Below are 25,755 nucleotides of genomic sequence, written 5' to 3' on the forward strand. Positions count from 1 at the left end.
CGATCTTCCTTGCTGGGTTCAGGTGGTTTGCGCGGTGTGCTTCTTTCGATAACCCATCGAATCGTTGATGCGCCCAAGAATATAGTCGCCGGCCGCCACCGGCTCATACTTCACGCTGTCAGCACTCGCGCCGAGATCGCGCGGGTCGACCATGGCGCCATAGGTCGGATCGTAGAACGTCGCAATCGAATAGCGCTCGCGCCCTGACGCATTGATCACGCGATGCAGCGTCGAGCGAAAGCGGTCGTTGGTCCAGCGCGCGAGCAGGTCGCCGACGTTCACGACGAAACTGCCCTCCACGGGCGGCGCATCGACCCATGTATCGTTGGCGATTTCGCGCACCTGCAAACCGCCCATCTGATCCTGCCACAGCAACGTGATGCAGCCGTAATCGGTATGCGGCGCGACGCCGAACTGATCCTCGTGGGACTGGGGCGGTTGCGGCGGATAGTAGACCATTTGCGTTCGCTGCATCCGCTTCGTATAACGCGACGCGAAAAAATGCTCGTCGACCCCGAGACTCACCGCGACCGCGCGCAGCAGATCGGCGCCGCATGCACCCACTGCTTCATAGTAGCCGTACAACGCGGGACGCAGCTGCGGCATGAAATCCGGCCAGTTATTCGGCCCGCGCAGCGCTTGCCCGGCGAGCACGTCCGGATCGTCCTCCGGCAATTCGAGTCCGATGCTGAAAAACTCCTTGTAATCGGGCCGTTTGGCCTGATACATGGTGGCGTCGCCAAGTGCATTGAAACCGCGATGCCGGTGATTGACCGCCGCGCGGCGCTTGGTTTCCACCGGAAACGCGAAGAATGTCCGCGCGGCTTGCGCGGCGGCGTCGAGGATTGACTGCGGCACGCCATGATTGACGATGTAGAAAAACCCGATGGTCGTGCACGCCTCGCGAATCTGCCGTGCCACGTCGTGCAGCGCCTGTGGATCGCCCGCGCGGACGCCGGCAAAGTCGATGAGCGGGATACGGGTCACAGGCATCGCAATACTCCGTAAGAGAGTCCGACGGGTGGGCGGGAGCGCCAGGTCATTGCAGTGGTATATACCGCCAAAAGCGCACTCGCAAGTGAACATGCGACGCACGAATGTAAGGGCTTTTCTCTACTCGTGCGTTTATTTATTTCGCGGCAGATCTGCGGTATATACTGCCTCGCATGACTCGCGCCGAGCCGCCGCTTTGCCGCCCGCGCTTCACGTGTGCGACCTCGCTTTGCCAACTGGAGAATCTCATGAGCATCCTTGCAGGCTGGAAGTGTCGTTTGGTCATGCTGGCGTTGTGCGCCGCAAGTGTCGGCGCCCATGCGGAAGACCAGCTCGCCAAAGTGAAGAAGGCCGGCGAACTGGTGGTCGGCACGGAAATGCAGTTCGCGCCTTTCGACTTCCTTGAAAACGGCCAGCAGGCGGGCTTCAACAAGGATCTGTTCGCCGAAGTCGGCAAGGAACTCGGCGTGAAGGTGCGCTTCATCGACCTGCCGTGGCCGAGCGTGCTGCCGGGGCTCGAAGCAGGCAAGTTCGATATGGTGGGCGGTCCGCTTACCGTCACGAAGGCGCGCATGGAGCGCTACACGTATACGCTGCCCATCGCGGACGCGACAGACGCGCTCCTTAAACGCGCGAACGACTCGTCGCTCAAGCAATCGTCGGACATTGCGGGCAAGACCGTGGGCGCAGGCAAGGGCTCCGCGCAGCTCGACCAGCTGAAGGCGTATGTGGCCACCTTGCCGAAGCCGCCTGAAATCCGCGAATACGTCGACAACAATCAGGCATACGCCGACCTCGCCGCCGGCCGCATCGCCGCCGTTGCGAACTCGATGACCAACATCGCCTATGTGGTCAAGCAGCGGCCCGAAACCTTTGCTGTGGTGCAGCCGCCGTTCGGCGCCAAGGTCTACTTCGCGTACTGCATGCGCAAGGACGCGGACAGCAAGCCGCTCGCCGACGCCTTCAATGCGGCGCTCGTGAAGATGCACAACGACGGGCGCCTCGCCGCGTTGCAGAAGAAATGGTTCGGCGTCGCGATGGACGCGCCCACCACCCTGCCCACGCCGAACTATTGACGCGCTCGACCGCCACGTCGAGCCCTTATTGACGCTTCTGACAGCACATCAGCGAGGGCGACGCTCATGTTCAGCACGACCGTCTTCCTGCAGGGCATGCCGCTGCTGTTGCACGCGGCGCTCGCCACGATCGGCGTGTCGCTGACCGGCCTTTTTATCGGCTTCTTCGTCGCGGTAGGCGTGTGTGCTGCACGGCTGTCGGGCAATCGCGCGGCGCGCCGGTTCGGCGGCGCGTATGTGTTCTTCTTTCGCGGCGTGCCGATGCTCGTGCAACTGCTGCTCGTGTACTACCTGCTGCCGTTTGCGGGCATCAACGTCTCTCCGCTTGTCGCGGCGGTCAGCGCGGTGTCCTTGTGCTCCGCGTCGTATATCGCCGAAATTCTGCGCGGCGGTTTTCTCAGCATTCCGCCGGGTCATATCGAAGCCGCGCGCATGCTGGGCCTCTCGCCGTTCGACACGCTGCGGCGCATTCTCGTGCCGCAGGCGTTTCGCCTGACGTTGCCGTCGCTCGTCAATGAAATGGTGTTGCTGATCAAGGCTTCGTCGCTGATTTCGGTGGTGGGCGTCGCGGAGTTGACGCGCACTGCGCAGAACATTGCAGCCAGCACGTATCGACCGCTCGAAGCGTATCTCGCCGCCGGCCTGATCTACTTCGTGATCTGCGGCGCGCTCGCGCTGATCGCGCATGCCGCCGAATACCGCCTGAAGCACGCCTGAAGCGCGCCTGATCGACCGGAGCCCCGCGATGCAACAGTTCGACCCCACCGTCATCACGCACAATCTTCAGCCGATTGCAGCCGGGCTCGCGACAACGCTCGGCACCTGGGCCGCGGGTGTCGCCATCGGCATGCTGATCGGCTTCGTCATTGCCGTGCTGCAGCTTTTTTGCGGACGCTGGGTGCGCGGCCTGTTGCGCTTCTATATCGAGCTCTTTCGCGGCACGCCGTTTCTCGTGCAGCTCTTCCTGCTTTACTACGGCGGTCCGTCGGTCGGCCTCACACTCGAGCCGATGACAGCCGGCGTGCTCGGACTCGGCCTGTATGGCAGCGCCTATTTCGCGGAAGCTTTTCGCTCGGGATTTCAGTCGGTGCCGCCCGGTCATCTGGAAGCGGCGTCGTGCCTCGGCCTGACGCGCATGCAAGCGGTGCTGCGCATTCAGATGCCGCAAATGCTCGTGCTGATCGTGCCCGCGCTCACGAATCTGATCATCGTGTTGAGCAAGGAGACCGCGGTGCTCTCGATCGTCACCGTGCCTGAGCTGACCTTCGTGCTGACCGGCATCGGCTCGGCGACCTTCGCTTTCGTCGAAACGCTGCTGATGCTGTGCGTGTGCTATCTCGCGCTCGTCGAACTCACTTCGCGCGCGGGCATGTGGGCCGAAGCGCGCATCGCCCGTTTCATGGCTTAAAGGAATCGGACCACATCATGAATGCCATTGCCGACATGCCCTCTTCCGCGTCCACCGTTGCCGACGGCGAGGGCGGCGCGCCGTTGATCGAGGTCCGCGATCTGCGCAAGCGTTTCGGCGATGTGGAGGTGCTGCGCGGCGTCGATCTGCAGATTGCGCGCTCCGAGGTCGTGTGCATCATCGGCCCTTCGGGCTCGGGCAAGAGCACCTTGCTGCGCTGCCTCGCCGCGCTCGAAACCTACGATCACGGCGACGTGCGCATCGAAGGCGAACTGCTCGGCTACAGCGAGCGCAACGGCCGCCGCGTGCGGGCGTCGCAGGCGGACATCAACCGGGTGCGGCGCAACGTCGGCATGGTGTTTCAGCAATTCAACCTGTGGCCGCACATGACGGCGCTGGGCAACGTGATGGAAGCGCTGCTGCGCGTGCGGCATCTTTCGCACGACGAAGCGCGCCGCCGTGCCAACGCGATGCTGGAAACCGTGGGCCTGTCGCATAAGGGCGACGCGTATCCGGCGAACCTCTCGGGCGGCCAGCAGCAGCGCGTGGCGATTGCGCGCGCGCTCGCCATGGAGCCGCACATCATGTTGTTCGACGAACCGACGTCCGCGCTCGATCCCGAGCTCGTCGGCGAAGTACTGCAAGTGATGAAGCAACTCGCGCGCGACGGCATGACCATGGCCGTCGTCACGCACGAAATGGGTTTTGCCGCGCAGGTGGCCGACAAGGTCGTATTCATCGACGAAGGACGCATTGCCGTGCAAGGCAAACCGCGCGAAGTCTTTCACGACGCTGGGCAGCCGCGCTTGCGGCAGTTCCTGCAGAACTACTTCGACCGCAATGCTTTCTGGGCGCGCGGCCCCGACGACGAGGCGCCCTGAGCGCGCCTTACGCTTCGCACTCCGCACGAACCGTGAAAAGGGGCCGCCGATGTCCGCCATGCTTCGCAGCAAAAGCCACCCTGCCGGCCAAAGGCCGCGAGCCGCCGCGGCTAAAAGCGTGCGCGCCGTGGCGCAGGCGCCGGCTGCGCGCTACGAGCAGGTCAAGGATCACATTCGCGGCATCATCGAATCCGGCGCGCGTCAGGCGGGCGATCGCCTGCCTTCCGAACTCGATCTGGTCGCCACGCTCGGCGTGTCGCGCATGACGGTGAACCGCGCGCTGCGCGAGCTCTCACACGAAGGGCTTGTCACGCGAGTATCGGGCGTCGGCACCTTCGTCGCGCAGGCAAGGCCGCAATCCACGCTTCTGATGATCGCGCATATCGGCGACGAAATCCGTTCGCGCGGCCACGAATACAGCTACCGCACCGTGCTGCTGCAGCGCGAGACCGCGTCCGCCGTGGTGTCGAATGCGTTAGGGCTTGCGCCCGGCGCCTCGGTCTTTCATGTGATTTGCGTGCACCGCGAAAACGGCTTGCCGGTGCAGCTGGAGGATCGCTACGTGAATCCGGCCGTCGCGCCCGAGTTCCTGCGGCAGGATTTCTCGGCGATCCGGCCGTCGGAATATCTGTATGAAACAGTGCCCGCGCACGACGTCGAACATATTGTCGACGCACACCTGCCCTCTCAGGCCGAAGCCGAGCTGCTCGACATTCGCGCGGACGAACCGTGCCTCACGCTCGTGCGCCGCACGTGGACGAGCGGCATTGCGGTGACGTTCGCGCGGTTTGTGCATCCCGGTTCGCGTTACCGGCTAGGTTGCCGCTTTTCGCCGGATCTGTCGCAACGGCAGGGCTGACGCCGCGTAGCGAACAGCGAGACCGCCGCCCCGCCGGCCCGCTAGACATTGCCCGCCAGATGAAAACGCGACGCCGGATGCCACAACTGCACCGACGTCGCGACATCGGCGCCCACCCACGTGCGACGCCAGAGCAACAGACACGGCTCGCCGATCTCCATCAACAGATGACGCCGCACGTACGCGTCCGGCTTTTGCGCATAGATGCGGAATTCCGCGCGCTGAATCGGCGCGAGGCGAACCATGTAGTGATTCGGCGTTTCGACCGTGAAGTCCTGTTGTAGATAGTCGGGAAACACCTTCGGATTGACGTAGCGATCCTCGTACTGGATCGGCTCGCCCTCCTCGCTGTGGACAATGCACGAATGAAACGCCGGGCCGCTCGGGAGGCCGAGCGCTTCGAGTGCGCGCGGATCGTCGCTCGGTTCGAGCATCAACACGCGCGCCGAATGACGATGGCCGCGCGCGGCAATTTCGTCGGCGATATTGCGGATTTCCAGCACCGTCGATTCGTAGCGCTGCGGCGCGACGAATGTTCCTGAACCTTGCACGCGCGTGAGCACGCGTTCGGCAGTCAGCTCGCGCAGCGCGCGCGACACCGTCATGCGCGCGACGCCAAATTCTTTCACCAGTTCGGCTTCAGAGGGAATCAGCCCGCCCGGCTTCCAGTCGCCTTCGCTGATGCGGCGGATCACGTAGCGCTTGATCTGCTCGTACGCGGGCATGGCTTTCGCGGGCGCCTCCTTGCAGGCGGCGCGCCGAGTCGCGCCCGCGCTGTGCTCGCCATCTGGCTGCGCCGGGTTGTGCCCCTCTTCGTGAGTCTCTGTAATTGTGTTCACTCCGACCTCGTGGGTGGGTTGGGTGTCGTAGCCGTCGTGCCGCTCGTCCACCCGCTGAAGTCCCGGCTCGCCGACGGATAGTCCGCGCACCGGCTCCATTCGAATCAAGCCGCGTGCGCCGCGCTGATCGTACTATTTGCGCTGTTCGCCGCTGCCGGGAACGCCTCGGCAGCGCTCACGCCGGCGATGGATGCGCCCGCAACGAACTCTGCGCCGCTGTTCGTCGTGGCGTCAGGAGCAGCATGGGGAATGACGTCAGGCGGCCCCATCTTACCCGTAGTAGGCAGCGGCGGCGGCGCCTCGCCCGCGATCATGCCGAACGCGACACTCATGTCCTCGGCGAGAGGACGGTCGTCGCGATAGGTCGGCACTTTCTGGCGGACGCGTTGCCACAAGGCATGCGTATGCGGCGCGCGCGGCGCATCGGTGGCTTGCAGATCGTACGCTTGCGCCGCGGCCAGCAGCTCGATCGCCACGATGCGTCCCGCGTTGTCGACGATCTCCAGCGCCTTGAGCGCGGCGGGCGTCGCGTGACACAAATGGTCTTCCTGCAAGCCGGACGTGATGCCGCCGTCGAGACTCGCGGGCAATGCGAGACGCCGGTTCTGCGCAACGAGCGAAGCCGCCGTGTATTGCGCGATCATGAAGCCGGAGCAGGTGCCGCCCGGTTCCGCGAGAAACGCGGGCAAGCCGCTCACCAGCGGATTGACGAGACGGTCGAGCCTGCGCTCGGCCATCGCGGCGACCTGCGCGATGGCGGTGGCGAGGCTGTCCATCGCCAGCGCAATGGACGCGCCCACCGCATGCGCCTGCGAATACACGCGCGGCTCCTCGGGCGTGCCGGCGACGATCGGATTGTCGGTAATCGATGCGAGCTCGCGATTGACCACGTCGGCGGTGGCGGCGAGCACGTCGCGCGCAGCGCCGTGCACATGAGGGATGGTGCGCATGGAAAGCGGATCTTGCGTGCGCTGGCCGACCACCGCGGCAAGAATGCCGCTGTCGGCGAGCGCCGAGCGCATGCGCTCGCCCACCAGGTTGAGCCCCGGCGAAACGCGCAAGGCAAGCGAGTCCGCGTCGAATGCGGCAAGCTGGCCGCGCAGATTCTCGAAGCTCATGGCCGCGACCACGTCGGTCCAGTCGAAGAGGCGCACCGCACGCGCGAGCGCCAGCGCCGCGAGGCCCGTCACGCACGGCGTTCCGTTGATGAGGCTCAAGCCCTCTTTCGCCTCCAGCACGAGCGGCTCGCGGCCGAGCAGTCGCAAGGCGTCGCGGCCCTTCAGCCGTTCGCCGCGAAAGCGCACATAGCCCTCGCCGATGCACACGAGCGCGATATGCGCCATATGGCTCAGATAACCGACCGAACCGAACGCCGGCACTTCCGGCAGACAGTCGGCATTGAGCAAGGCGACGAGCTGATCCGCGACGTCGAGACGAACGCCCGAGTGACCATGCGCAAAATTGTTGACCGCCGCGGCCATGATCGCGCGCGTCTCCGCGACGCCGAGCGGCGCACCCACGCCGACCGCGTGACTCATCAGAATGTTGCGCGAAAGCGTGCGCTGCTCGGCCGGCGACACGATCACATCGCACAACGCGCCCACGCCGGTATTCACGCCATACGCGCGAATGCCGCGCTCGACGATCTGTTCGACGAGCACACGCGCCGCCGCGATGCGCGCGCGGGCGTCGGCGGAAAGCTCGAGCGGCTCGCCAGCGGCGACCGCCGCCACCTGTGCCCAGTCGAGAGGACGATCGGAACGGATCACGGCCATGATGGTGCTCTACACGATTAGGGGTGTTAAACGCTGTGCGGGAAAAGGCGCCGCTCAGTTCGTCGTGCGGTCGTGATGACTCGACACGAATTGCCGGAAGCGCTCCGACTTGCACTCGACGAATACCTCGTCGGGCGAGCCGTCCGCCTCCACCTGCCCCTGATGCAGGAACATCACGCGATTCGATACGTGACGCGCGAAACCCATTTCATGCGTCACCACCAGCATCGTGCGGCCTTCCTCGGCAAGCGAGCGCATCACGCGCAAGACCTCGCCGACCAGTTCGGGATCGAGCGCGGAAGTCGGTTCGTCGAACAGCATGACCTTGGGATGCATGGCGAGCGCACGGGCAATCGCCACGCGCTGCTGCTGGCCGCCCGACAGATGCGCCGGATAGTGGCCGCGTTTTTCCGCGAGACCGACTTTGGCGAGCAGCGCCTCGGCTTCTTCCACGGACTCCGCGCGGCTACGCTTGAGCACGCGCATCGGCCCTTCGATCAGATTTTCGAGCACGGTCATATGCGACCAGAGATTGAAGTTCTGAAACACCATGCCGAGTTGCGAGCGCACGCGGTCCACCTGGCGGCGGTCGCTCGGTTGCAGCTTGCCGTCGCTGCGGCGCTTCATTTTCAGTTCTTCGCCGGCGAGCGCGACGGAACCGTCGTCGGGCGTTTCGAGCAGATTCAGGCAGCGCAGAAAGGTGCTCTTCCCCGAGCCGCTCGCGCCGAGAATCGAAATCACGTCGCCTTGATGCGCATCGAGCGAAATGCCTTTGAGCACGTGATGATCGCCGAACGATTTGTGAATGTTCTTGACCGACAGTGCAACGGGTGCCGTAGCGTTCATGGAATTCTCCAGGTTCATCCGGAATGGCCGGCGCTCAGGGCGCGGCACGGCGTGCTTCAGTGGTGGCGGACACCGGGCGGCTTGGCGCGGCCGGCCGCGGCGCCGCGCGCAGATGCCGCGACAGGCGCGTCTCCAGCAGGCCGAGCGCGCGCACGATCACGAAGTTCAGGAACAGATAGATCAGCGCGGCGCAGATGAACACCTCCGTCGTGCGATAGGTTTGCTGAATGATCTGCTGCGCGACGCCGGTCACTTCCCACACGGTGACGAGACTCGCGAGCGCGGTGGATTTGACGAGCAGCACCGCTTCCGTCGAATACGCCGGCAAGCACTGGCGCAGCGCAATGGGGCCGATCACGCGGCGCAGCAGCGCGAAGCCCGAGAGGCCGATCGAATAGCCTGCCTCGATCTGCCCGACAGGCACGGCCATCAAACCGCCGCGAATGATTTCCGCGGTGTAGCCGGCCGTGCACAGCGCAAGCGACAACACCGCGCACAGGTACGGTTCGCGCAGCACCGGCCAGAGGAAGCTCTCGCGAATCACGCCGAACTGGCCCATGCCGTAGTACACGAGGAACATCTGGATCAGCAGCGGCGAGCCGCGAAACACGAGGATATAAGCGCGTGCGAAGCGATTCGGCAGCCAGTGCGGCGACACCCGCATCGTGACGATGACGAGCGACAACAGTCCGCCGAGAATCAGCGAGCAGAAGAAAAGCCCAAGCGTGGTCGGCACGGCGGCGAGCAGTTGCTTCACCGTGTCGAGCAGAAAGTCGAAGTCGAAATTCATGATGCCGTCGCCGTCAGTTGCGCGCGAAGTTGCGCTTGAAAGACCGGCCCACGCGCGCCTCGGCGTGGTTGAAGACCCGGTTCGAGATGCTCGTCATCAGCAGATACAGCGCGCCGCCCACCACGAAGAACGTAAAGTATTGATGCGTGGAGCCCGCCGCCACCTGGCTCGTGCGCAGCAACTCCGCCAGACCCGTGACCGAGATCAGCGCGGAATCTTTCAGGCTCAGCTGCCAGACATTGCCGATGCCCGGCAACGCGAAGCGCAGCACTTGCGGAATCAGGATGCGGCGCGCCATCGTGAGGGTCGGCATGCCGATGGAACGGGCCGCTTCCAGTTCGCCGCGCGACACCGCGAGCACCGCCGAGCGATACACCTCGGCCTGATACGCGCCGGAAATCATGCCCACGGCGAGCGCCCCGATGACGAACGGCGGCACACCGACAAAGCCCTCGGCGCCGAACCACTGGCCGACCGTGGTGACGAGTGTCGAGCCGCCGAAGTAGAACAGGTAGATGACGAGCAGTTCGGGCACGCCGCGAAACACCGTCGTGTAGATGTCGCCGACCACCCGCAACGCGCGCAGGCGCGACAGTTTGGCCGCCGCGACCAGCGCGCCGAACACCGCGCCGACCGCGAGCGCGGCGAGCGTGAGCGCGACGGTGATCAACGCCGCGAGCAGCAACACGCCGCCCCAGCCTTCCGGCCCGAAGCCGAGCATCTGTATCAGAGCCATTGCCTACCTCTCATTCATGACGGCCGATGAAACAGCTGCACGCGCAAGCTCGCGTCCGCACGTGCAGCGTGACTCCAACGCCGCGAAAATCAGGGCGTGACGTCGGTCTTGAACCACTTGGCGGACAGCTTCTTGACGGTGCCGTCGGCGAGCGCCGCGCTGATCGCGGTGTCGAATTTCGCCTTCAGATCGGCGTCCTGTTTGCGGAATGCGAGGCCTTCGCCCGGGCCCCAGATCGGGCCACCGATCTTCGGACCGGCCATGATGATCGACGAGGTTTCCTTCTTGTCGACGTTCGCTGCGTAGTACGTCACGTCGTCGAACGACGCGTCGATGCGGCCGTTCGCCAGATCGAGGTCGCGCTCCGGCGAAGTCTTGTAGACGCGGATGGTGGCGATGTCCTTGAAGCCGTCGTTGATGAACTTCGTATAGACGGTGCCGGACTGAATGCCGATGGTCTTGCCCTTCAGCTGCTTGCGCAGCGCGTCGACAGTCGGCTGATCGGCTTTCGGGTCGCCGGAGAGCTTGACGACGGCGGCGCCGGGTGCGGCTTTCGGCAGCACTTTCGCGTCGGCGACGGCAAACGTGGCCGGCGTGGCGGCATACGGCTTCGAGAACGCGATGATCTTCTCGCGCTCCGGCGTGATCGAGATGGCGTCCATCAGCACGTCGAACTTGCCGGCTTGCAGCCCCGGGATCATGCCGTCCCAGTCTTGCGCGACCAGATTGCATTGCAGCTTGATGCGCTCGCACAGATTCGCGACCAGTTCGGGTTCAAAGCCGCCGAGCTTGCCGCCGGGCACGGTCAGGTTCCACGGTGCATAGCCGCCTTCCAGCGCGATGGTCACCGTCTTCCATTCCTTGGCTTGCGCCGGCGCTGCGAGGATTGCCGCCGCGCCCAGCATGGCGCCGATCAATGCTTTTGCTGCCGTGGTGCGTTTCACTTTCACGTCGAAACTCCTTGATTGAGGAAACCGTCGAGCCGAATGTTTAACCGCCGCTTAATTTGTATAGACAAGTCTGCATGAGTCAAAAAGCCGTCGCAAGCGGATTCGTGCAAAATTGCGCCAATCATCGGGTAAGCCCCTAGAGATCGCGGAGGGACAAGGCTTTCAGGGTGGTTTCCGAACGCTGGCGAAGCGCGGCGTACGCCGCCGCGATGCTTCGGCACGGTGCATTTTGTCTAGACAGGTTCACGCATGCGCCGCCCGGGTGCAGGCGTCCCGGCGCGTCTACCAGATGAGAGGAATGAAGCGATAGCGCACACGCGCCATGTAACCGGTATAGCCGTCGAGCTGTTCGGCGAGCAGCCGCTCTTCGCGCACCGCGCGCCAGCCGAGCCCGAGGGCCATGGCCGGAACGAACGCGAGGCCCCACCGCGAACCCAGCAGCAAAGGCGTCCCGACGAAGAACAGCAGCGCCGCCGAATACATCGGATGACGCACGTAGGCGTAAGGACCGCTGTCGATCACCTTATGGCCGCGGCTCGCCTGAATCTTGACGACCGGTGCCGCATAGCTATTAGCCGCAAACACGAAGCGGCACATGACGATAGACACCAGCACGCAAAGCGAGCCGAGGCTTACGAGGGCCACCGGCAGCGGTGCGGAAGCGCGAAAGCGCATCGCATCGAGCCCCATGACGACGAGCCAGCCGCACCACACGCATGCCACGGCCGCCATGAAGAACCGGTCCCAACGGCTTTGCTGCTTCTGCACGAACGGCGCGAGACGCTCGGCGAGCAAGCCGGGATCGCGCCGCGCGAGCCACAGGCCGGTCCACAGGCTCAGCGCGCCGAGCTCGATGAGATACCACCAGGCGGCCGGCCACGCGAGCGTGCCGGCCGCGCCGAACAGCAGCACGCCCATGCTCGCGAGCCACAGCACCGTTTGCACGACGAGGCGCGCGACCATGGCCGTTGCAGGTCAGGCCGGATCCGCCTGACTGCGCACGCGGTTGAATATCTCCGCAACGTCGATGTCGCCGGTATCCAGACCGAAGCGATCGCGCAGACAGGCCGCTAGCTCCTCCGCGTTGGCGAGGCGCGCTTCGCGAAGCAGGCTGCCATTCGCCGCGCGTTCGCTCAACTGGTCGTTGAGCAGTGTGAGCCGCGCCTCGGCCAACACGCGGCACACGATCAGATTGCTGGCGAAAATCACATCCGGCGACGTGGACGTGTACCAGTTCGAGGTTTCGTTATCGATCCATTCGACCGGCTGCAAGTCGAGACGATAGACAGGCGACCACCTTTCATCGCGTCCCTGCACTTCCAGGTAAACCGCGTTGTGCGAGGCGTCCGCGAGCCGGAAAGTGCCGAGATCCGTGCGTTGCGCAAGACCGGGAGACAGGCGCAGCGGCGAGGTCAGCGTGACGCTGCCGAAACCCACGTCGGCGATCCATGCTTCGTTATCCAGATCAATACGCAAGGCCAGGTGCGTGCGGGGCGTGACGGCGCTATGATCGCGGCCCCACAGCACGCGGCCGAGCAGCGGCGTGACCTGGAAGCCCAGTTCCATGAGCACGTGGGCGAGCAGCGTGTTGTGCTCGAAGCAGTAGCCGCCGCGACGATCGTCGACGAGTTTTGTTTCGACGGATTCGAGGTCGAGCTTCACGGCCCGGCGCGCGAGCGGGCTCAGGTTTTCAAACGGAATGGCGCGTGGGTGCAGGCGATGAATGGTCTGCAGCACCTCGAGCGTCGGCGCGCGCGGTCCCGTGTAGCCAATGCGCCTGAAGTAGTTGTCCAGATTTAACGTATGTGACATCGGAATGGTCCATTGTTATGAATTTCGCCGTCTTACTACGTTACTACGGTACTGCGTTACTGTGCGCCGCCCAGTGCCGACTTCGCAATAGACGGCACGCTGATACCGTGGCTCGATGCAAACTGTACCGCGGAACTGAGTGTGGACATGAGCGACTGCAACTGCCCCGGCGCCGACTGCGCGATATACGACGCGCTTTGCATGGTCTGCGGATTCATGCCGGCCTGCAGCAGCGACGAAGGATTCATCTGCCCGATACTGCCGAGCCCCGACTGCATGCTCGAATACTGGCTCACTCCCTTGGCGAGCGACGAGAGGCCCTCGCTGAACGCCTGCCTGTTCACCGGCGTTTGCGCGGCGCCGCCCGCGCGGCTCGCAAAGGCCTGCGTCAACGTTTGCGACAGCGACTGCTGCGTGCTGCCTACCTGTGTCAACTGACTCACGGAAGGCGTGCCGCCACCGGCGAGCAGGCCGGCCGCCTGCTGCGCCTGGCCGGCGGCGCTGCTCAGACCCATCGCCGAGGCAAGCGTCGACTGTCCGCTCAGCACCTGCTGATTTGCGCCCACGTAGGTTTGCAGCAGTTGCGACAGTCCGCCGGGCGACGCCGCGCCGCTCGCCTCTGCCGCACTATCGCCGCCGCCAATGCCGAACTGCTTGAGATTCAGCTGTGCGTTCGCGGCGCCGCTTGCAAAAAGCCCTGCAACAGTGCCGGCACTGGCCAGCAACGAAATGAGGAGGGCGCGCTTTTTCATGATGTGACTCCTTGTAAGGGGCTGCTAAAACTCGTGCGATTTCGACAAGCCGTATCGCCAGGCGTTCGCGCAAAAACGCGAATTTGTGAGCTTGCAACGCGATGGGCGCGGTCTTGGTCAACTTCCGTTGACGCCCACAAGCCGCGTGGGTACGATCACGCGCATTCCGCAGTTCCTCGCGAACCCATCCCCGCCTATCCGCTTGGCCGCCCGTTAAACAGCCATTTAGCGGCGCGAAATGCCCGGGCAGTCGATAACAACTTGAAAGGCTTTTCATGAAGCTCGTCCGATCCATTCGACGCGTCGCGCCGTTGCCTGCCGGTCGCGGCCTCACGTCGCTGAGCGGCAGGACCGCCCGGCACGCGCGCCTGCTGTCGCTGCGCCGCGCGGCGCTATATACCGCGCTCGCATGGGCTTCGCTGTGCGGCGCAGCCATGGCGCAGACCGGCGCCGATTCCGCGGCCGACGGCAAGCCGGCGAACGAAGTCGATGCGAACAAGACATCGGCGAGTGAAGCGGGCTTGTGGGGCCGCGAGCAGCTGTTCGGCGACATGGGCGGTTTGCGTCCATGGCTCGGCCAGTATGGCGTGACATTCGCGCTGACCGAAACGAGCGAGCTGCTTGGCAGCCTGCGCGGCGGCCTTGCGCGCGGCGTCGCATACGACGGCCTGACCACCGCGACGGTGCAACTGGATACGGACAAGGCATTCGGCTTGCCGGGCGGCCAATTCAACGTCAGCGCCCTGCAGATTCATGGGCGCAATCTCAGCAGCGACAAACTGGGCACGTTGAACACCGCAAGCGGGATCGAAGCGGACGACGCGACGCGTCTTTGGGAGCTGTGGTATCAGCAGTCGTTCCTGAACAAACGCATCGACGTGAAGATCGGTCAGCAGAGTATCGATCAGGAGTTCATCTCCAGCACCTACTCCGCGCTTTTCCTCAACACGATGTTCGGCTGGCCCGCGCTGCCTTCGTACGACATGCCGTCGGGCGGCCCCGCGTATCCGCTGTCGGCGCTCGGCGTGCGCGTGCGCGGACAGATCACGCCTTCGTTGACGGCACTCGCGGGCGTGTTCGACGGCGATCCGCTCGGCAACAATCCGAACAACCGCAGCGGCACCAACTTCAATCTGCATAACGGCACGCTTTTCATCGGCGAGCTGCAGTATGCAATCAATCAACCTGTCGACAGCGGTGAAGGCGCGACGCAAGGGCCGGCCCGGGTTGGCCTGCCGGGCACGTACAAGATCGGCGTCTGGTACAACAACGGCCGCTTCGCAGATCCGCGCTACGACGGGAACGGTGTGTCGCTCGCGAGCCCCGCTTCTACGGGCGTGGCGGCGAACCATCGCGGCGACTACAGCTTCTACGCGGTGGCCGACCAGATGATCTGGCGCCCGAACCCCGGCGAGGCACGCAGCCTCGGCGTATTCGCGCGCGTGATGGGCGCGCCCGGCGACCGCAACCTGGTGAGCCTCGCGGCCAACCTCGGCGTCGTGCTGAAAGCGCCGTTCGCCGGCCGCGACAATGACAGCGCCGGTCTTGCGCTGAGCTATATCAAGGTCGGCAGCCACACGCGCGGAATCGATCAGGACAACCTGGCAATGAGCGGCGGCCCGTACGGCGTTCGCACCAGTGAAACGGCGCTCGAGGCGACGTACCAGTATCAGATCGCTCCCTGGTGGATGCTGCAAGCCGACGCGCAATACACGTTCAATGCGGGCGCCGGCCAAAATCCCAACGATCCGACGAAGCCGCTGCGCAACACGTTCGTGGTCGGCCTAAGAACGAATATCGCGTTCTGATGCCGCTCGCGCCGCCACCGCACGCGCGAGCGGCGCGAGCCGTCAAGAAGCCGCCGCCACGGATCCGCGCGGCTGGGCCCGCACCGATAGGTCCTGGACCATCTGGGCAGCCAGGTAATCGCAGGTGGGCCGGTCCGACTTCGCGCTGCGCGCCACCACGATTTCGAGCGGCTCGATGGCCGGCAAACCCTGCGCCTCGCCGAGAATGGCCAGCCGCGACGGCACGCTGCAACGCGTGAGCGCAACCACCGACAACCCGGCATCCACCGTGGCCACGAGGCCCATCAGGCTCGCGCTGCTGAACGCCGCGCGATAGCGAATGCGCGCGCCGTCGAGCGCGGCGAGCGTATGCTGACGCGCCACGCAACCGGGCTCGTACAAGCCGACCGGCAACGGCGACGCCGCGAGCACCGGCGTATCGACAGAAGCGCCCACCCAGACCATCGGCTCGCTCCGCACGAATTCGCCGCGCATCTTGCGGTCGCGCGTGACAAACGCGAGATCGATCTTGTTGTCCGCGAGCATGGGCGCGAGCGACGTGCTTTGCGCACAGACGATTTCGATTTCCACGTGAGGATAGAGATTCGAAAAGCGCCGCAACACCGGTGACAGGAGCGACGACACATAGTCGTCCGGAGCGCCGAGCACCACTCGCCCCGTGACCTCGGGCCGCACGATCGCCGACCACGCCTCTTCATGCAATGCGAGCACGCGCCTCGCGTATTCGAGCAGCGTGTTGCCCGGCCGCGTCAGCGAGAGATTGCGCGTAGTGCGCGCGAAGAGCGTGGTGCCGAGCATGCTTTCGAGCCGTTTGATCTGCATGCTGACGGCCGCCTGCGAGCGATGCACGGTCGCCGATGCCTTCGTGAAGCTGCCCGTGTCCACGACCGCAACGAAAGTGCGCAGCAAATCCACGTCGAATTCGGGGTGCATGATTCATCAATTCCGCTTATGGAATTTCTAAATTTAATTCGTTTGTGCACGCACGGCAACCGGCGCAATACTGGGTGCAGTTCTTCGCCCACTCACTCAAGGAGACGCCCGGCATGTCCCTCACGCAACGTCAACAAGGCGCCATCACACTGGCGGCCGGCGGGCTGCTAATGGGTACGCTCGGCATGTTCGTCGAGGAAGCGCGGCTCGGCGCGTTGACGCTCGTGTTTTTCCGCTGTCTTTTCGGCTTCCTGTCGCTCGCTGCGTATTGCGCATGGAAAGGCTTCTTCACGCGGGCGCATTTCACGCGACGCACGCTCGCGCTTGCGCTCGTCTCCGGCGTGCTGATGGTCACGCAATGGGTTGGTTTTTTCGATGCCATCCACCGCACGAGCATCGCGGTGGCGACCGTGGTATTTCATGTGCAGCCGTTCTGGGTCGTGCTGATGGGCGCAGCTCTTTTCAACGAGCGGCTCGGCGCGGACCGGCTCGGCTGGATTGCGACGGCCTTCGTCGGGCTCGTGCTCGCCTCGGGCGTGGCCGCTACAGCCAATCTGCAGGGCCACACGAGCTATCTGATCGGCGTCGGCGAAGCCCTCGCCGGCTCGGTGCTCTACGCGAGCGTCACTTTGATCGCCAAGGGACTCGGCGATTTACGCCCGCATCTGCTCACGCTCATGCAATGCGCGGTCGGCGTGATCTGCCTGCCGTTCATCGCGCCGCTGGTTGCGCCCTTCAGCACCGCGCATATCGAGCCGATGCAGTGGTTCTGGATTGTCGGCATGGGCGTGCTGCACACCGGGCTTTCGTATGTGCTCATCTACGGGGCGTTGCCGAAGCTGACCACGCCCGTCATTGCGGTGCTGCTGTTCGTCTACCCGCTCACCGCCATTGCCGTGGATGCCATCGTGTACGGTCGCGCGCTTTCACTGCCGCAACTGGCCGGTATGGCGCTGATCGTGACGGCGAGCCTCGGCGTCAATCTCGGCTGGCCGCTTCTTTCGCTGCTGATGCCGCGCGGGCGCGCGCGACGCCACGCCGAGTAAGCCGCGCGCGGGCTGGGCTGGGCTGGGCTGGGCGATAGCTCGCGGTCGCGCACTGTCCCCTTCACGAAGTGCCCGCGCTTTTCGGGTTTGCCCGCGTATAAATCGCGTCGTTTCATATATAATATTCTAACCATGAACGATGCCACGTCCCACCCGTCCGCCGTCGGTACGCCTTCGTGCGCCCCGCTCCTGCCCGCTGCGGCGCCGCGAGAAAGCACATCGCGCGTCATCGCCGAGGCGTTGCGCGAGGCGATCATCGACGGCACGCTCGCGCCCGGCGCGCCGCTGCGCCAGGACGCGATCGCGCGCCATTTCTCGGTCAGCGCGATTCCGGTGCGCGAGGCGCTGCGCCTCCTGGAAACCGAAGGCTGGGCAAAAGTCGCCGTGCACAAGGGCGCGACGGTGGCGCCTTTATCGGCGGATGAAGCGCGCGAGATCTATGAGATTCGTTCGGCGCTCGAGAGCCTTGCCATCGGCCTCGCCATTCCCAGACACACGCCTGCCACGCTGCGCGAATGCGCGGTGCTCTGCGAGGCCGCCGAGCGCGAACCCGACCCGTCGCTGTACGTCGCGCGCAATGCCGCGTTTCACATGAGCCTGTATGCACCGGCCGCGCGTCCCCAGCTCGAAGACCTGATTCGCGTGTTGCATCGCCGCGGCGAACGTTACCTGCGCCTGAAGTTCGGCCTGCCTTCGTACAAGGGCGAGTCCGATAATGAGCACACCGAACTGCTCGACGCCGTGCGACGCGGCGACGTGCCGGCCGCTCAGTCGCTCGTCGCCGGGCATCTGCTCGGCACGGGCAAGCTGCTGCACCGTTTTCTGACCGAACGCGCGCAGGCGGAAGCTGCGCTCGCGAACCGACCCAAGCCGCGCGGCCGCCCCCCGCGCACCACCACCGGGAGTTGATTGAGCCGATGAACGCACCCGCCGAAACATCCGCCGCACGTTCGTGGACCACGCGCCGCGACGAAAAAATACGCCGCCTCGCAGCCATCGCTCCATGGCTCGAAGACGGCGTGCTGCCGTCGGCGCGCATCGTCGATGCGCTCGAAACGCTGATCCGGCCCGGCGACCGCGTCGCGCTCGAAGGCGACAACCAGAAGCAGGCCGATTTCCTGTCGCGCTCGCTCGCCAAGGCCGATCCGCAAAAGCTGCATGGCGTGCATCTGCTCATCTCGAGCATCAGTCGTCCTGAACATCTGACGCTGTTCGAGCGCGGCATCGCGCACAAGGTGGACTTTGCGTTTGCCGGGCCGCAGAGCCTGCGCGTTGCGCAACTGCTCGAAGACGGGCTACTGGAGATCGGCGCGATTTATACCTATGTCGAGCTGTACGCGCGCATGTTCGTGGACCTGACGCCGCACGTCGCGCTGCTCTGCGCGGAAAAAGCCGACCGCCACGGCAATCTCTACACCGGTCCGAATACCGAAGACACGCCGACCATCGCCGAGGCGGCCGCGTTCCGTCATGGCATCGTGATCGTGCAGGTCAACGAAATCGTCGACGAATTGCCGCGCGTCGACATTCCCGGCTCGTGGGTCGACGTTGTCGTGCAGGCCGACCGGCCCTTTGCCGTCGAGCCGCTGTTCACACGCGATCCGCGCCATATCGGCGACCTGCAGGTGCTGACCGCGATGATGGTGATACGCGGCATTTACGAGCCGTATGGCGTGAGCTCGCTGAACCACGGCATCGGCTTCGACACGGCGGCGATCGAATTGCTGCTGCCCACCTACGGCGAGTCGCTCGGTCTCAAAGGCAAGATCTGCCGGAACTGGACGCTCAATCCGCATCCCACGATGATTCCGGCGATCGAATCCGGCTGGGTCGACAGCATCCATTGCTTCGGCAGCGAAGTCGGCATGGAGGCGTATATCGAGGCGCGCCCCGACGTGTTCTTCACCGGCAACGACGGCACGCTGCGCTCGAACCGCGTGCTGTGCCAACTGGCCGGGCAATATGGCGTCGATCTTTTCATCGGCTCGACGCTGCAGATCGACGCGGACGCGAATTCGTCGACGGTGACGCGCGGCCGCCTCGCCGGCTTCGGCGGCGCGCCGAACATGGGACACGATCCGCGCGGCCGGCGTCATTCGAGCGAGGCGTGGCTCAAGCTGCTGAAAGACCAGGGGCCGGTGTCGCGCGGCCAGAAGCTGGTCGTGCAACTGGCGGAGACGTACAAGAAAGGCGGCGAGCCGACTTTCGTCGACGAACTCGACGCGGTCGCGGTCGGCGCCAAAAGCGGGATGCCGGTTGCGCCCGTCATGATCTACGGCGACGACGTGAGTCACGTCGTGACGGAGGAAGGCATCGCGCATCTGCACAAGGCCGAGGGCGTCGACGAGCGGCGCGCGGCGATTGCGGCCGTGGCCGGCGTCACGCCGATCGGGCTGCGCGCGAAGCCCGAGAAGACGGCGGAGCTGCGCCGACGCGGCATCGTCGCGTATCCGGAAGATCTCGGCATTCGACGCGGCGAAGCGAAGCGTTCGCTGCTCGCGGCACGCAGCATCGACGATCTGGTCACGTGGTCAGGCGGTCTGTATGCGCCGCCGGCGCGCTTCAGGAGCTGGTGATGAACGCCGCCGCCCTGCTGGAGCGCGATGAAGCGGCGTGCGCGGCAGACGACCCAGCCGCGTTCGCGCCCGCTTGCATCGCACCCCGCCCGCACCCTCTGCCGACCGACGCGGAGCTTGCCGGCTACGCAATCACCGCGCTGATCGAGGAAGCGGAGCTCACGCCCAAGCCCGCGCTCGTCGACCAGCGCGGCAGCGGCGCGCATCGCGATCTGGATCTGTCGATCATGCGGCGTTCCGCGCGTTCGCTCGAGCCGACCTTCGCTACCCTCGCGCGCACGGCCCGCCGACGCGGCGAACCGTCGGCGCTGTTGCGTACCGAGCTCGCGCAGATCGGCCGCGCCGGCGAACAGGAGATGCTGCGCGCGACGGGTGGCAGCAACGCGCACCGCGGCGCCATCTGGATCGTCGGACTGCTGGTCGCGGGTGCGTCCTTGGCCGAGACCGCGCTGCAACTCGACGCCGCGTCGATCTGCCGGCGCGCCGCGCACATTGCCTGCTTCCCGGACCGCTTTGCCGCGGTCACCCACAGTCACGGCGAACGCGTGCGGCAGCGCTATCACGTGGGCGGTGCGCGCCGCGAAGCGCAAGAAGGTTTCCCGCATGTGATTGCAACCGGCTTGCCCGCATTGCTCGCGGCGCGCGCGCGCGGCATTGCCGAAGACGCCGCGCGCGTCGACGCCCTGCTCGCGATCATGACCTCGCTCGACGACACCTGCCTGCTGCATCGCGCGGGTCTGGCCGGCTTGCAGGCCGGTCAGCACGGCGCGCGGCGCGTGCTGCAGGCCGGCGGCAGTTCGTCTCGAGCGGGCCAAGCCGCGCTTGCCGCGCTCGAGCACGAACTGTTGTCACTCAACGCATCGCCCGGCGGCGCAGCCGATCTGCTCGCCGCCACCCTTTTCCTCGACATGCTGGCGCGTCGCGGCGCCGGCGGGAGTTCAGCCACATGGAACATCTGACCTTCGACTATCCGGCGCAACGCGCCGTCACGACCCGCGCGCACGTCGGCGTGGTGGGATCGGGCGATCTGGAAGTGCTGCTTTCGCCCGCCGGCAGTGCGAACGCGTTGACGGCACATGTGGTGGTGCGCACGAGCGTGGACGGCTACAGCCACATCTGGAAAAGCGTGCTGGACCGCTTTTTTACGCGCTACGACGGCGCCGCACAGATCGAGATCAACGACTTCGGCGCGACGCCTGGCGTCGTCGCGTTGCGGCTCGCCGAAGCAGTCGAAGCCGCCGAGCAGGGAGACGACGCATGAGCACGCTCGCCACACCGCACGCCGCGCCGCTGCTGCGCGAGAGCTTCATCGAGTTGCCGGCGCGCGAGCGCGCCCGCTCGCTGCTGGACGCGGGCACTTTCCGCGAATTGCTCGGACCGTTCGACCGGATCGAGTCGCCGTGGCTTCCGTTGCAAGGCGTGGTGTGCCAGGCGGACGACGGCTGTGTGATCGCGCGCGGCACGATCGCCGGAGAACCCGCCGTGGTCGCGGCCATCGAATCGGCGTTCCAGGGCGGCAGCATCGGCGAAGTGTCAGGCAGCAAGATCGCCGCCGCGCTGGAAATGGCCTTGCGCGATTGCGAGCGCGGCAAGATCGTGCGCCCCGTCGTGCTGTTCGAAACCGGCGGCGTGCGGCTCCAGGAAGCCAACCTGGGTCTCGCGGTGATCGCGGAGATTCAGGCGGCCATCGTCGCGCTGCGTCGACACGTGCCGGTGGTCGGTGTGATCGCAGGCATGGTCGGCTGCTTCGGCGGCATGTCGCTGGCGGCCGCGCTCTGTTCCTACCTTGTTGTGACGAAGCAGGGCCGGCTCGGCATGAACGGGCCGGAGGTGATCGAGCAGGAAGCGGGCATCGACGAACTGGACGCCAGCGACCGGCGCCGCGTATGGCAGCTGATCGGCGGCGAACAGCGCGTGGCGAGCTCGCTTGCGGACCGGCTCGTGGACGACGACGCGGAAGCGGTGCGCGCCGCCGTGCACGCCGCATTCGCGCAAGGTGTGCCGCCCGCGCATCGCAGCGAACAGGTCGACACGTTTTTGCAGCGGCTCGCGCGGATCGATCCGGCAAACGTCACGCCCGAGAGCATGCGCGAAGTCTATTCGGCGCAAGCTGCCCACTCTCAGCCGCGTAAGGAGCACGCATGAGCGACATCCCACTGAGCCGCGGCGCGCGCTGGTTTCATGCGCTCGCGGGCGAATCCCGCAGCGCGGCCCCCGTTTGGAGCGCCGACGCGCCGCTCGGCGGTGAGCGCGCACGCTTCATCACGGTCGTGCCCGATCCCGGCAACCGCTTTCCGCGCGCGACCGACAACGTGGTCGGGCTCGAGCAGGGCTGGCAGCTCGCGCGTGCCGTGCGCGAGGCGATTGTCGACGATGCGGGAAGCGCCACACGTCGTCCGATCGTCGCCATTGTCGATGTGAAGAGCCAGGCCTACGGTTATCGCGAGGAAATGCTCGGCATTCATCTCGCGTGCGCCGCGGCGGTCGACGCCTATGCGTCGGCGCGCGACGCGGGACATCCGGTCATCGCGTTCATTGTCGGCCCCGCGATGTCCGGTGCGTTCCTCGCGCACGGCTATCAGGCCAACCGCATCGTCGCGCTCGATGCGCCAGGCACGATGGTGCACGCGATGGGCAAGGAAGCCGCCGCGCGCGTCACGCGCCGCACGGTCGAGGCGCTCGACGCGCTCGGCGAGACCATCGTGCCCATGTCTTACTCGATGACCTCGTTTGCGAAGCTCGGGCTGCTCGACCAACTGATCGAAGGGATCGACGCCGACGCACCGGACGCGACGCAAATCGCGCGCGTGCAGCAAGTGTTGTGCGAGCAGATCGCGAGTGCGCGTGAGGGCAGCCGCAAGCTCGCGCGCCGGCTCCAATCGGCGGCCGCGCAGAAGAACCGCGCGGCGTCCATCGAAGTGCGGCGGCGTCTCGCCGAACAATGGGATGCCGTGTGATGCCGGTTTGCGCCGCACCGCCGTTTGCAAGCGAGCTGGCCGTGTCCTGCGAACAACGCTGGCGCGCGCATGATTTGCTGCGGCTGCGGCGCCTCGCTGCATTCGACGGCGAACCGGCGTGGGTTCGCGATGCGTTCGAGCGCGCGCCCTATGCCGTCGTTCGGCGTGCGCTCGTCGCCGAGGGCATCGTCGCAATCGGTGTGCGCGGCACGGGGCGCTCACAACGGTACGGCACATGGGCGGCATCGACGGATGTTGCGGAAGTCGTTTCGCCGGAAGCGCTGGTGTGCCGCGCACCGCCTGCCGGGCGCGCGGCGTTGCCCGCCTTCGCTGCGCTCGCCGCGTTGCAGCGCGACGCAGGCAGCATACTGAACACGGTGGTATGGGGCCCCACCGGCAGCGCGGGGTTCGAGCTGGCCACGCGAACAGCCGCCGTGACGCCATCGAGTGACCTCGATCTATTGATTCGGACCCCCAAACAGTTATCGCGTGACTGCGCTGTGGACCTGCTGAACCATCTACAAGCGCTTGCCAGCGAGACCGGCATTCGCATCGACGCGCAGCTGGAAACGCCGGCAGGCGGCGTTGCGCTCGCCGAGTGGGCGTCAGGCAAGACACGCGTGATGGCGCGTCATGCAAGCGGCCCACGACTGCTTGCGGACCCCTGGTCCGCCGCTCATCGCACGGCTAGCTGATGCTCGCGTTGCTCTTTCCCGGCCAGGGCGCTCAAACCGAAGGCTTTCTGCATAGCCTGCCGACGCATTCCGCCGTGCGGGCCACGTTGGACGAGGCGTCGCAAGTGCTCGGCACGGATGCGCTCGCACTCGACACCGCCGATGCATTGCGCTCGACGATTGCCGTGCAATGCGGTCTGACGATTGCAGGCGTAGCCATCGCCCGTGCGCTGGCGGAGGAAGGACTCGCGCCGGACATGAGCGCCGGTTTGTCGGTAGGCGCGTACCCGGCAGCGGTAAGCTGCGGCGCCCTCGCCTTCGACGATGCGCTGAAGATGGTTCGCCGCCGCGCCGAACTAATGGAGGGCGCGTATCCATCGGGCTACGGGCTTGCGGCGGTCTCCGGCCTGACGGAGCACGAGGTCGCCACGCTGGCCGCGCGGCGTATCGAGGAAGGCGAACCGCCCGTGTATATCGGCAATGTCAACGCGCCGCGCCAGATCGTGGTAGCGGGCGCAGACGCGGCGCTCGACAGTTTTATCGGCCGAGCACTCGCCGCCGGTGCACGCAAGGCGACGCGCCTCGCGGTCAGCGTTCCTTCGCATTGCGAACTGCTCGCGCACGCGAGCGATGAGCTCACCGTCTACGCGCGCTCGATTCCGTTTCGTGCGCCACGCGGCGTGTATATCGGCAATCGCGGCGGCCGGCCGCTGTATACCGCCGATGCGATTCGCGACGACCTCGCGACCAACATGCGCTACACCGTGCGTTGGTTCGACGCGCTCACCGTGATGCAGGAAATGGGCGTGCGCGTCGCGATCGAAGCGCCGCCAGGCCAGGTGCTCACCGACATCGCCCGCGAGCACTATCCGGAGATGGTCGCGCTCGCCGCGAGCACGCTCGCGTTCGAACGCCTCACGGCGACGGTGCAGCGGCGCCTTCATAGCGAATAGCCGAGGCGCGCTTTCTGTACCGGCTTTTCTAGCGCTTCGCGATCAACTGTCGCCCCATCGCTCGCGCATACTGCTCGCATGCGTTGCGCGCGACGCGCGCCGCCGCAAGCACCCCGACATCAGCGTCGTCGCGGTAATACATCGCCACGTTGATGGCAGGCGGCAGCGGTCGCACCTGCAAATGCCCCAACTCCCCGCTCGTCAGATACGGCTCGACAAAAAGCGCGGGCACGGCAGCAATGCCATAACCGTCGCGCAACAGTTTGACGATGACGGCGACTGACGGCATGCACGTGACCTGCGTGTCGGCGAGGGGCACGCCAGCGCGTCGCGCAAGCGTCTGCACGATGGCCTCGACCGCGAGTTGCGGCGCGGTGCCGCGTCCGAACGTGAGCACGGGTTTGCTCAGCAGCACACCGACATGTTTTGCGCGACTGGCGGGAATGAGGTCGCTGCGCGCGATCCAGCGCACCGGATAACTGGCGAGCAACGTCGACACCATCGACGTCTCCTGCTCCTCCGCTTCTTCCACCTGAATCACGAGGTCGAGTTCGCCCGCGCGCAAACGCGGCCCGAGCACCGCACTCGAATCGACAGTCAGATCCACCACGATGCGGTGGTACTCAAGGTTCAGCATGCGAATGTAGTCGGGCAGCCAGCTATGCACGACCGTTTCGATCACGCCGAGGCGCAGCCGCGTCGCGAGTTGCGTCTCGTCCTGAGCGGCAAGTTGCAGCGAGCGCGTAGCTTGCACGACGGTGCGCGCGTGCGCGAGCAGCCGCTCGCCATTTGCTGTGAGCCGGAATTCGGGCGCATCGCGCTCGATCAGTTCGACGCCTAGCTCCGATTCAAGGGTCTTGATACGCAGCGAGATCGCGGCGGGGGTGGCGTGCATCGCAGCCGCCGTCGCGCGAAAACTGCCGAGTCTCGCCAGCGTAAGAAACGTTTCTACAAAGCGGGTATTCATTGCATCAGGTCTCGCAATGAGCGGACGGCGCGGGATTGCCGTCAGAAAAAGGACTGCCTGCGCGTTAATTTTAATTTAACAAAACGCAAGAAAAACTCGCTGGATGGATATTTTTGACGTTACT

Annotated in this window: 27 protein-coding genes; 15 read left to right on the forward strand and 12 right to left on the reverse strand. The window is 65.4% G+C overall.

Translation table 11 applies throughout. From position 1 onward, the window contains the following. Positions 1-18 precede the first annotated feature (18 nt). Positions 19-993 (reverse strand): isopenicillin N synthase family dioxygenase, encoded by a 975-nt coding sequence (locus ACEN8U_RS09730; RefSeq protein WP_310110955.1) that lies wholly within the window; start codon positions 991-993, stop codon positions 19-21. Between the two features lie 248 nt (positions 994-1,241). Between ACEN8U_RS09730 and ACEN8U_RS09735 the strand changes: the two genes are divergently transcribed. From ACEN8U_RS09735 to hutC (ACEN8U_RS09755), 5 genes are all read left to right on the forward strand, one after another. After that, positions 1,242-2,069 (forward strand): transporter substrate-binding domain-containing protein, encoded by an 828-nt coding sequence (locus tag ACEN8U_RS09735; RefSeq protein ID WP_310110954.1) that lies wholly within the window; start codon positions 1,242-1,244, stop codon positions 2,067-2,069. Positions 2,070-2,135: 66 nt separating this feature from the next. Further along, entirely contained in the window at positions 2,136-2,786 is a 651-nt protein-coding gene (locus tag ACEN8U_RS09740) for an amino acid ABC transporter permease (RefSeq protein ID WP_013592035.1), read from the forward strand. Positions 2,787-2,814: 28 nt separating this feature from the next. Next, on the forward strand, positions 2,815-3,477 hold the full coding sequence (locus tag ACEN8U_RS09745) for an amino acid ABC transporter permease (RefSeq protein ID WP_310110951.1): 663 nt from the start codon (positions 2,815-2,817) through the stop codon (positions 3,475-3,477). A gap of 17 nt (positions 3,478-3,494) precedes the next feature. Continuing rightward, positions 3,495-4,358: an amino acid ABC transporter ATP-binding protein gene (locus tag ACEN8U_RS09750; protein WP_310110948.1), complete on the forward strand. Its 864-nt coding sequence runs from the start codon at positions 3,495-3,497 to the stop codon at positions 4,356-4,358. 49 nt (positions 4,359-4,407) lie between these two features. Continuing rightward, on the forward strand, positions 4,408-5,217 hold the full coding sequence (hutC, locus tag ACEN8U_RS09755) for a histidine utilization repressor (protein WP_310110945.1): 810 nt from the start codon (positions 4,408-4,410) through the stop codon (positions 5,215-5,217). Positions 5,218-5,258: 41 nt separating this feature from the next. On the opposite strand, the gene hutC (ACEN8U_RS09760) is transcribed toward hutC (ACEN8U_RS09755), so the two are convergent. From hutC (ACEN8U_RS09760) to ACEN8U_RS09800, 9 genes are all read right to left on the reverse strand, one after another. Beyond that, entirely contained in the window at positions 5,259-5,942 is a 684-nt protein-coding gene (gene hutC, locus ACEN8U_RS09760; protein ID WP_310111167.1) for a histidine utilization repressor, read from the reverse strand. 218 nt (positions 5,943-6,160) lie between these two features. After that, the gene (locus ACEN8U_RS09765; RefSeq protein ID WP_310110944.1) at positions 6,161-7,831 is read right to left on the reverse strand and encodes a histidine ammonia-lyase; all 1,671 of its coding nucleotides are present in this window, start codon (positions 7,829-7,831) and stop codon (positions 6,161-6,163) included. 54 nt (positions 7,832-7,885) lie between these two features. Then, complete coding sequence (locus ACEN8U_RS09770) at positions 7,886-8,677, reverse strand: ABC transporter ATP-binding protein (protein ID WP_013592029.1); 792 nt, start codon at positions 8,675-8,677, stop codon at positions 7,886-7,888. Positions 8,678-8,711: 34 nt separating this feature from the next. After that, complete coding sequence (locus ACEN8U_RS09775; protein ID WP_310110943.1) at positions 8,712-9,467, reverse strand: ABC transporter permease subunit; 756 nt, start codon at positions 9,465-9,467, stop codon at positions 8,712-8,714. A 13-nt stretch (positions 9,468-9,480) separates the two neighbouring features. Beyond that, positions 9,481-10,203 (reverse strand): ABC transporter permease subunit, encoded by a 723-nt coding sequence (locus ACEN8U_RS09780; RefSeq protein WP_310110942.1) that lies wholly within the window; start codon positions 10,201-10,203, stop codon positions 9,481-9,483. An 89-nt stretch (positions 10,204-10,292) separates the two neighbouring features. Next, a complete protein-coding gene (locus tag ACEN8U_RS09785) occupies positions 10,293-11,153 on the reverse strand; it encodes a transporter substrate-binding domain-containing protein (protein ID WP_310110940.1) in 861 nt (286 codons plus the stop codon). 282 nt (positions 11,154-11,435) lie between these two features. Then, positions 11,436-12,116: an isoprenylcysteine carboxylmethyltransferase family protein gene (locus tag ACEN8U_RS09790; protein WP_310110938.1), complete on the reverse strand. Its 681-nt coding sequence runs from the start codon at positions 12,114-12,116 to the stop codon at positions 11,436-11,438. 12 nt (positions 12,117-12,128) lie between these two features. Next, entirely contained in the window at positions 12,129-12,965 is an 837-nt protein-coding gene (locus tag ACEN8U_RS09795) for an arylamine N-acetyltransferase (protein WP_310110937.1), read from the reverse strand. Positions 12,966-13,021: 56 nt separating this feature from the next. Beyond that, complete coding sequence (locus ACEN8U_RS09800; RefSeq protein WP_310110935.1) at positions 13,022-13,717, reverse strand: hypothetical protein; 696 nt, start codon at positions 13,715-13,717, stop codon at positions 13,022-13,024. A 275-nt stretch (positions 13,718-13,992) separates the two neighbouring features. Between ACEN8U_RS09800 and ACEN8U_RS09805 the strand changes: the two genes are divergently transcribed. Beyond that, on the forward strand, positions 13,993-15,525 hold the full coding sequence (locus ACEN8U_RS09805; protein WP_310110933.1) for a carbohydrate porin: 1,533 nt from the start codon (positions 13,993-13,995) through the stop codon (positions 15,523-15,525). A 42-nt stretch (positions 15,526-15,567) separates the two neighbouring features. On the opposite strand, the gene ACEN8U_RS09810 is transcribed toward ACEN8U_RS09805, so the two are convergent. Beyond that, positions 15,568-16,458 carry a LysR family transcriptional regulator gene (locus ACEN8U_RS09810; RefSeq protein WP_310110931.1) on the reverse strand — a complete coding sequence of 297 codons (891 nt, stop codon included), beginning with the start codon at positions 16,456-16,458 and terminating at the stop codon, positions 15,568-15,570. A 113-nt stretch (positions 16,459-16,571) separates the two neighbouring features. On the opposite strand from ACEN8U_RS09810, the gene ACEN8U_RS09815 reads away from it, so the two are divergent. The 9 genes from ACEN8U_RS09815 (at position 16,572) to mdcH (ending at position 24,664) form a co-directional block, all read left to right on the forward strand. Beyond that, a complete protein-coding gene (locus ACEN8U_RS09815) occupies positions 16,572-17,504 on the forward strand; it encodes a DMT family transporter (protein WP_309586065.1) in 933 nt (310 codons plus the stop codon). Between the two features lie 132 nt (positions 17,505-17,636). Continuing rightward, the gene (locus ACEN8U_RS09820) at positions 17,637-18,413 is read left to right on the forward strand and encodes a GntR family transcriptional regulator (RefSeq protein ID WP_310110928.1); all 777 of its coding nucleotides are present in this window, start codon (positions 17,637-17,639) and stop codon (positions 18,411-18,413) included. Positions 18,414-18,421: 8 nt separating this feature from the next. Continuing rightward, positions 18,422-20,080: a malonate decarboxylase subunit alpha gene (gene mdcA / locus ACEN8U_RS09825; protein WP_310110924.1), complete on the forward strand. Its 1,659-nt coding sequence runs from the start codon at positions 18,422-18,424 to the stop codon at positions 20,078-20,080. Further along, positions 20,080-21,039, forward strand: a complete 960-nt coding sequence (locus ACEN8U_RS09830; RefSeq protein WP_310110923.1) for a triphosphoribosyl-dephospho-CoA synthase — start codon at positions 20,080-20,082, stop codon at positions 21,037-21,039. The genes mdcA and ACEN8U_RS09830 overlap by 1 nt, the downstream gene beginning before the upstream one ends. Beyond that, positions 21,027-21,341, forward strand: coding sequence for a malonate decarboxylase subunit delta (locus ACEN8U_RS09835; protein WP_310110920.1), 315 nt, complete (start codon positions 21,027-21,029; stop codon positions 21,339-21,341). The genes ACEN8U_RS09830 and ACEN8U_RS09835 overlap by 13 nt, the downstream gene beginning before the upstream one ends. Then, positions 21,338-22,225 carry a biotin-independent malonate decarboxylase subunit beta gene (locus tag ACEN8U_RS09840; protein WP_310110917.1) on the forward strand — a complete coding sequence of 296 codons (888 nt, stop codon included), beginning with the start codon at positions 21,338-21,340 and terminating at the stop codon, positions 22,223-22,225. The genes ACEN8U_RS09835 and ACEN8U_RS09840 overlap by 4 nt, the downstream gene beginning before the upstream one ends. Then, positions 22,222-23,037 carry a biotin-independent malonate decarboxylase subunit gamma gene (gene mdcE / locus ACEN8U_RS09845; protein ID WP_310110914.1) on the forward strand — a complete coding sequence of 272 codons (816 nt, stop codon included), beginning with the start codon at positions 22,222-22,224 and terminating at the stop codon, positions 23,035-23,037. Before ACEN8U_RS09840 ends, mdcE begins: the two co-directional genes overlap by 4 nt. Then, on the forward strand, positions 23,037-23,732 hold the full coding sequence (locus ACEN8U_RS09850) for a malonate decarboxylase holo-ACP synthase (RefSeq protein ID WP_310111164.1): 696 nt from the start codon (positions 23,037-23,039) through the stop codon (positions 23,730-23,732). Before mdcE ends, ACEN8U_RS09850 begins: the two co-directional genes overlap by 1 nt. Further along, a complete protein-coding gene (gene mdcH, locus ACEN8U_RS09855; RefSeq protein ID WP_310110911.1) occupies positions 23,732-24,664 on the forward strand; it encodes a malonate decarboxylase subunit epsilon in 933 nt (310 codons plus the stop codon). Before ACEN8U_RS09850 ends, mdcH begins: the two co-directional genes overlap by 1 nt. A 28-nt stretch (positions 24,665-24,692) precedes the next feature. On the opposite strand, the gene ACEN8U_RS09860 is transcribed toward mdcH, so the two are convergent. Beyond that, positions 24,693-25,631 (reverse strand): LysR family transcriptional regulator, encoded by a 939-nt coding sequence (locus ACEN8U_RS09860; protein ID WP_310110910.1) that lies wholly within the window; start codon positions 25,629-25,631, stop codon positions 24,693-24,695. Positions 25,632-25,755 lie beyond the last annotated feature (124 nt).

This window comes from Paraburkholderia phenoliruptrix (assembly GCF_047325075.1).
GTDB classification, from domain to species: Bacteria; Pseudomonadota; Gammaproteobacteria; order Burkholderiales; family Burkholderiaceae; genus Paraburkholderia; species Paraburkholderia phenoliruptrix.

What these genes read in the sequence shown, in the direction of transcription:
- ACEN8U_RS09730 (WP_310110955.1), bottom strand. Translation starts at nt 993, where the DNA reads ATGCCTGTGACCCGTATCCCGCTCATCGACTTTGCCGGCGTCCGCGCG.
- ACEN8U_RS09735 (WP_310110954.1), top strand. Translation starts at nt 1,242, where the DNA reads ATGAGCATCCTTGCAGGCTGGAAGTGTCGTTTGGTCATGCTGGCGTTG.
- ACEN8U_RS09740 (WP_013592035.1), top strand. Translation starts at nt 2,136, where the DNA reads ATGTTCAGCACGACCGTCTTCCTGCAGGGCATGCCGCTGCTGTTGCAC.
- ACEN8U_RS09745 (WP_310110951.1), top strand. Translation starts at nt 2,815, where the DNA reads ATGCAACAGTTCGACCCCACCGTCATCACGCACAATCTTCAGCCGATT.
- ACEN8U_RS09750 (WP_310110948.1), top strand. Translation starts at nt 3,495, where the DNA reads ATGAATGCCATTGCCGACATGCCCTCTTCCGCGTCCACCGTTGCCGAC.
- hutC (WP_310110945.1), top strand. Translation starts at nt 4,408, where the DNA reads ATGTCCGCCATGCTTCGCAGCAAAAGCCACCCTGCCGGCCAAAGGCCG.
- hutC (WP_310111167.1), bottom strand. Translation starts at nt 5,942, where the DNA reads ATGCCCGCGTACGAGCAGATCAAGCGCTACGTGATCCGCCGCATCAGC.
- ACEN8U_RS09765 (WP_310110944.1), bottom strand. Translation starts at nt 7,831, where the DNA reads ATGGCCGTGATCCGTTCCGATCGTCCTCTCGACTGGGCACAGGTGGCG.
- ACEN8U_RS09770 (WP_013592029.1), bottom strand. Translation starts at nt 8,677, where the DNA reads ATGAACGCTACGGCACCCGTTGCACTGTCGGTCAAGAACATTCACAAA.
- ACEN8U_RS09775 (WP_310110943.1), bottom strand. Translation starts at nt 9,467, where the DNA reads ATGAATTTCGACTTCGACTTTCTGCTCGACACGGTGAAGCAACTGCTC.
- ACEN8U_RS09780 (WP_310110942.1), bottom strand. Translation starts at nt 10,203, where the DNA reads ATGGCTCTGATACAGATGCTCGGCTTCGGGCCGGAAGGCTGGGGCGGC.
- ACEN8U_RS09790 (WP_310110938.1), bottom strand. Translation starts at nt 12,116, where the DNA reads ATGGTCGCGCGCCTCGTCGTGCAAACGGTGCTGTGGCTCGCGAGCATG.
- ACEN8U_RS09795 (WP_310110937.1), bottom strand. Translation starts at nt 12,965, where the DNA reads ATGTCACATACGTTAAATCTGGACAACTACTTCAGGCGCATTGGCTAC.
- ACEN8U_RS09800 (WP_310110935.1), bottom strand. Translation starts at nt 13,717, where the DNA reads ATGAAAAAGCGCGCCCTCCTCATTTCGTTGCTGGCCAGTGCCGGCACT.
- ACEN8U_RS09805 (WP_310110933.1), top strand. Translation starts at nt 13,993, where the DNA reads ATGAAGCTCGTCCGATCCATTCGACGCGTCGCGCCGTTGCCTGCCGGT.
- ACEN8U_RS09810 (WP_310110931.1), bottom strand. Translation starts at nt 16,458, where the DNA reads ATGCACCCCGAATTCGACGTGGATTTGCTGCGCACTTTCGTTGCGGTC.
- ACEN8U_RS09815 (WP_309586065.1), top strand. Translation starts at nt 16,572, where the DNA reads ATGTCCCTCACGCAACGTCAACAAGGCGCCATCACACTGGCGGCCGGC.
- ACEN8U_RS09820 (WP_310110928.1), top strand. Translation starts at nt 17,637, where the DNA reads ATGAACGATGCCACGTCCCACCCGTCCGCCGTCGGTACGCCTTCGTGC.
- mdcA (WP_310110924.1), top strand. Translation starts at nt 18,422, where the DNA reads ATGAACGCACCCGCCGAAACATCCGCCGCACGTTCGTGGACCACGCGC.
- ACEN8U_RS09830 (WP_310110923.1), top strand. Translation starts at nt 20,080, where the DNA reads ATGAACGCCGCCGCCCTGCTGGAGCGCGATGAAGCGGCGTGCGCGGCA.
- ACEN8U_RS09835 (WP_310110920.1), top strand. Translation starts at nt 21,027, where the DNA reads ATGGAACATCTGACCTTCGACTATCCGGCGCAACGCGCCGTCACGACC.
- ACEN8U_RS09840 (WP_310110917.1), top strand. Translation starts at nt 21,338, where the DNA reads ATGAGCACGCTCGCCACACCGCACGCCGCGCCGCTGCTGCGCGAGAGC.
- mdcE (WP_310110914.1), top strand. Translation starts at nt 22,222, where the DNA reads ATGAGCGACATCCCACTGAGCCGCGGCGCGCGCTGGTTTCATGCGCTC.
- ACEN8U_RS09850 (WP_310111164.1), top strand. Translation starts at nt 23,037, where the DNA reads ATGCCGGTTTGCGCCGCACCGCCGTTTGCAAGCGAGCTGGCCGTGTCC.
- mdcH (WP_310110911.1), top strand. Translation starts at nt 23,732, where the DNA reads ATGCTCGCGTTGCTCTTTCCCGGCCAGGGCGCTCAAACCGAAGGCTTT.
- ACEN8U_RS09860 (WP_310110910.1), bottom strand. Translation starts at nt 25,631, where the DNA reads ATGAATACCCGCTTTGTAGAAACGTTTCTTACGCTGGCGAGACTCGGC.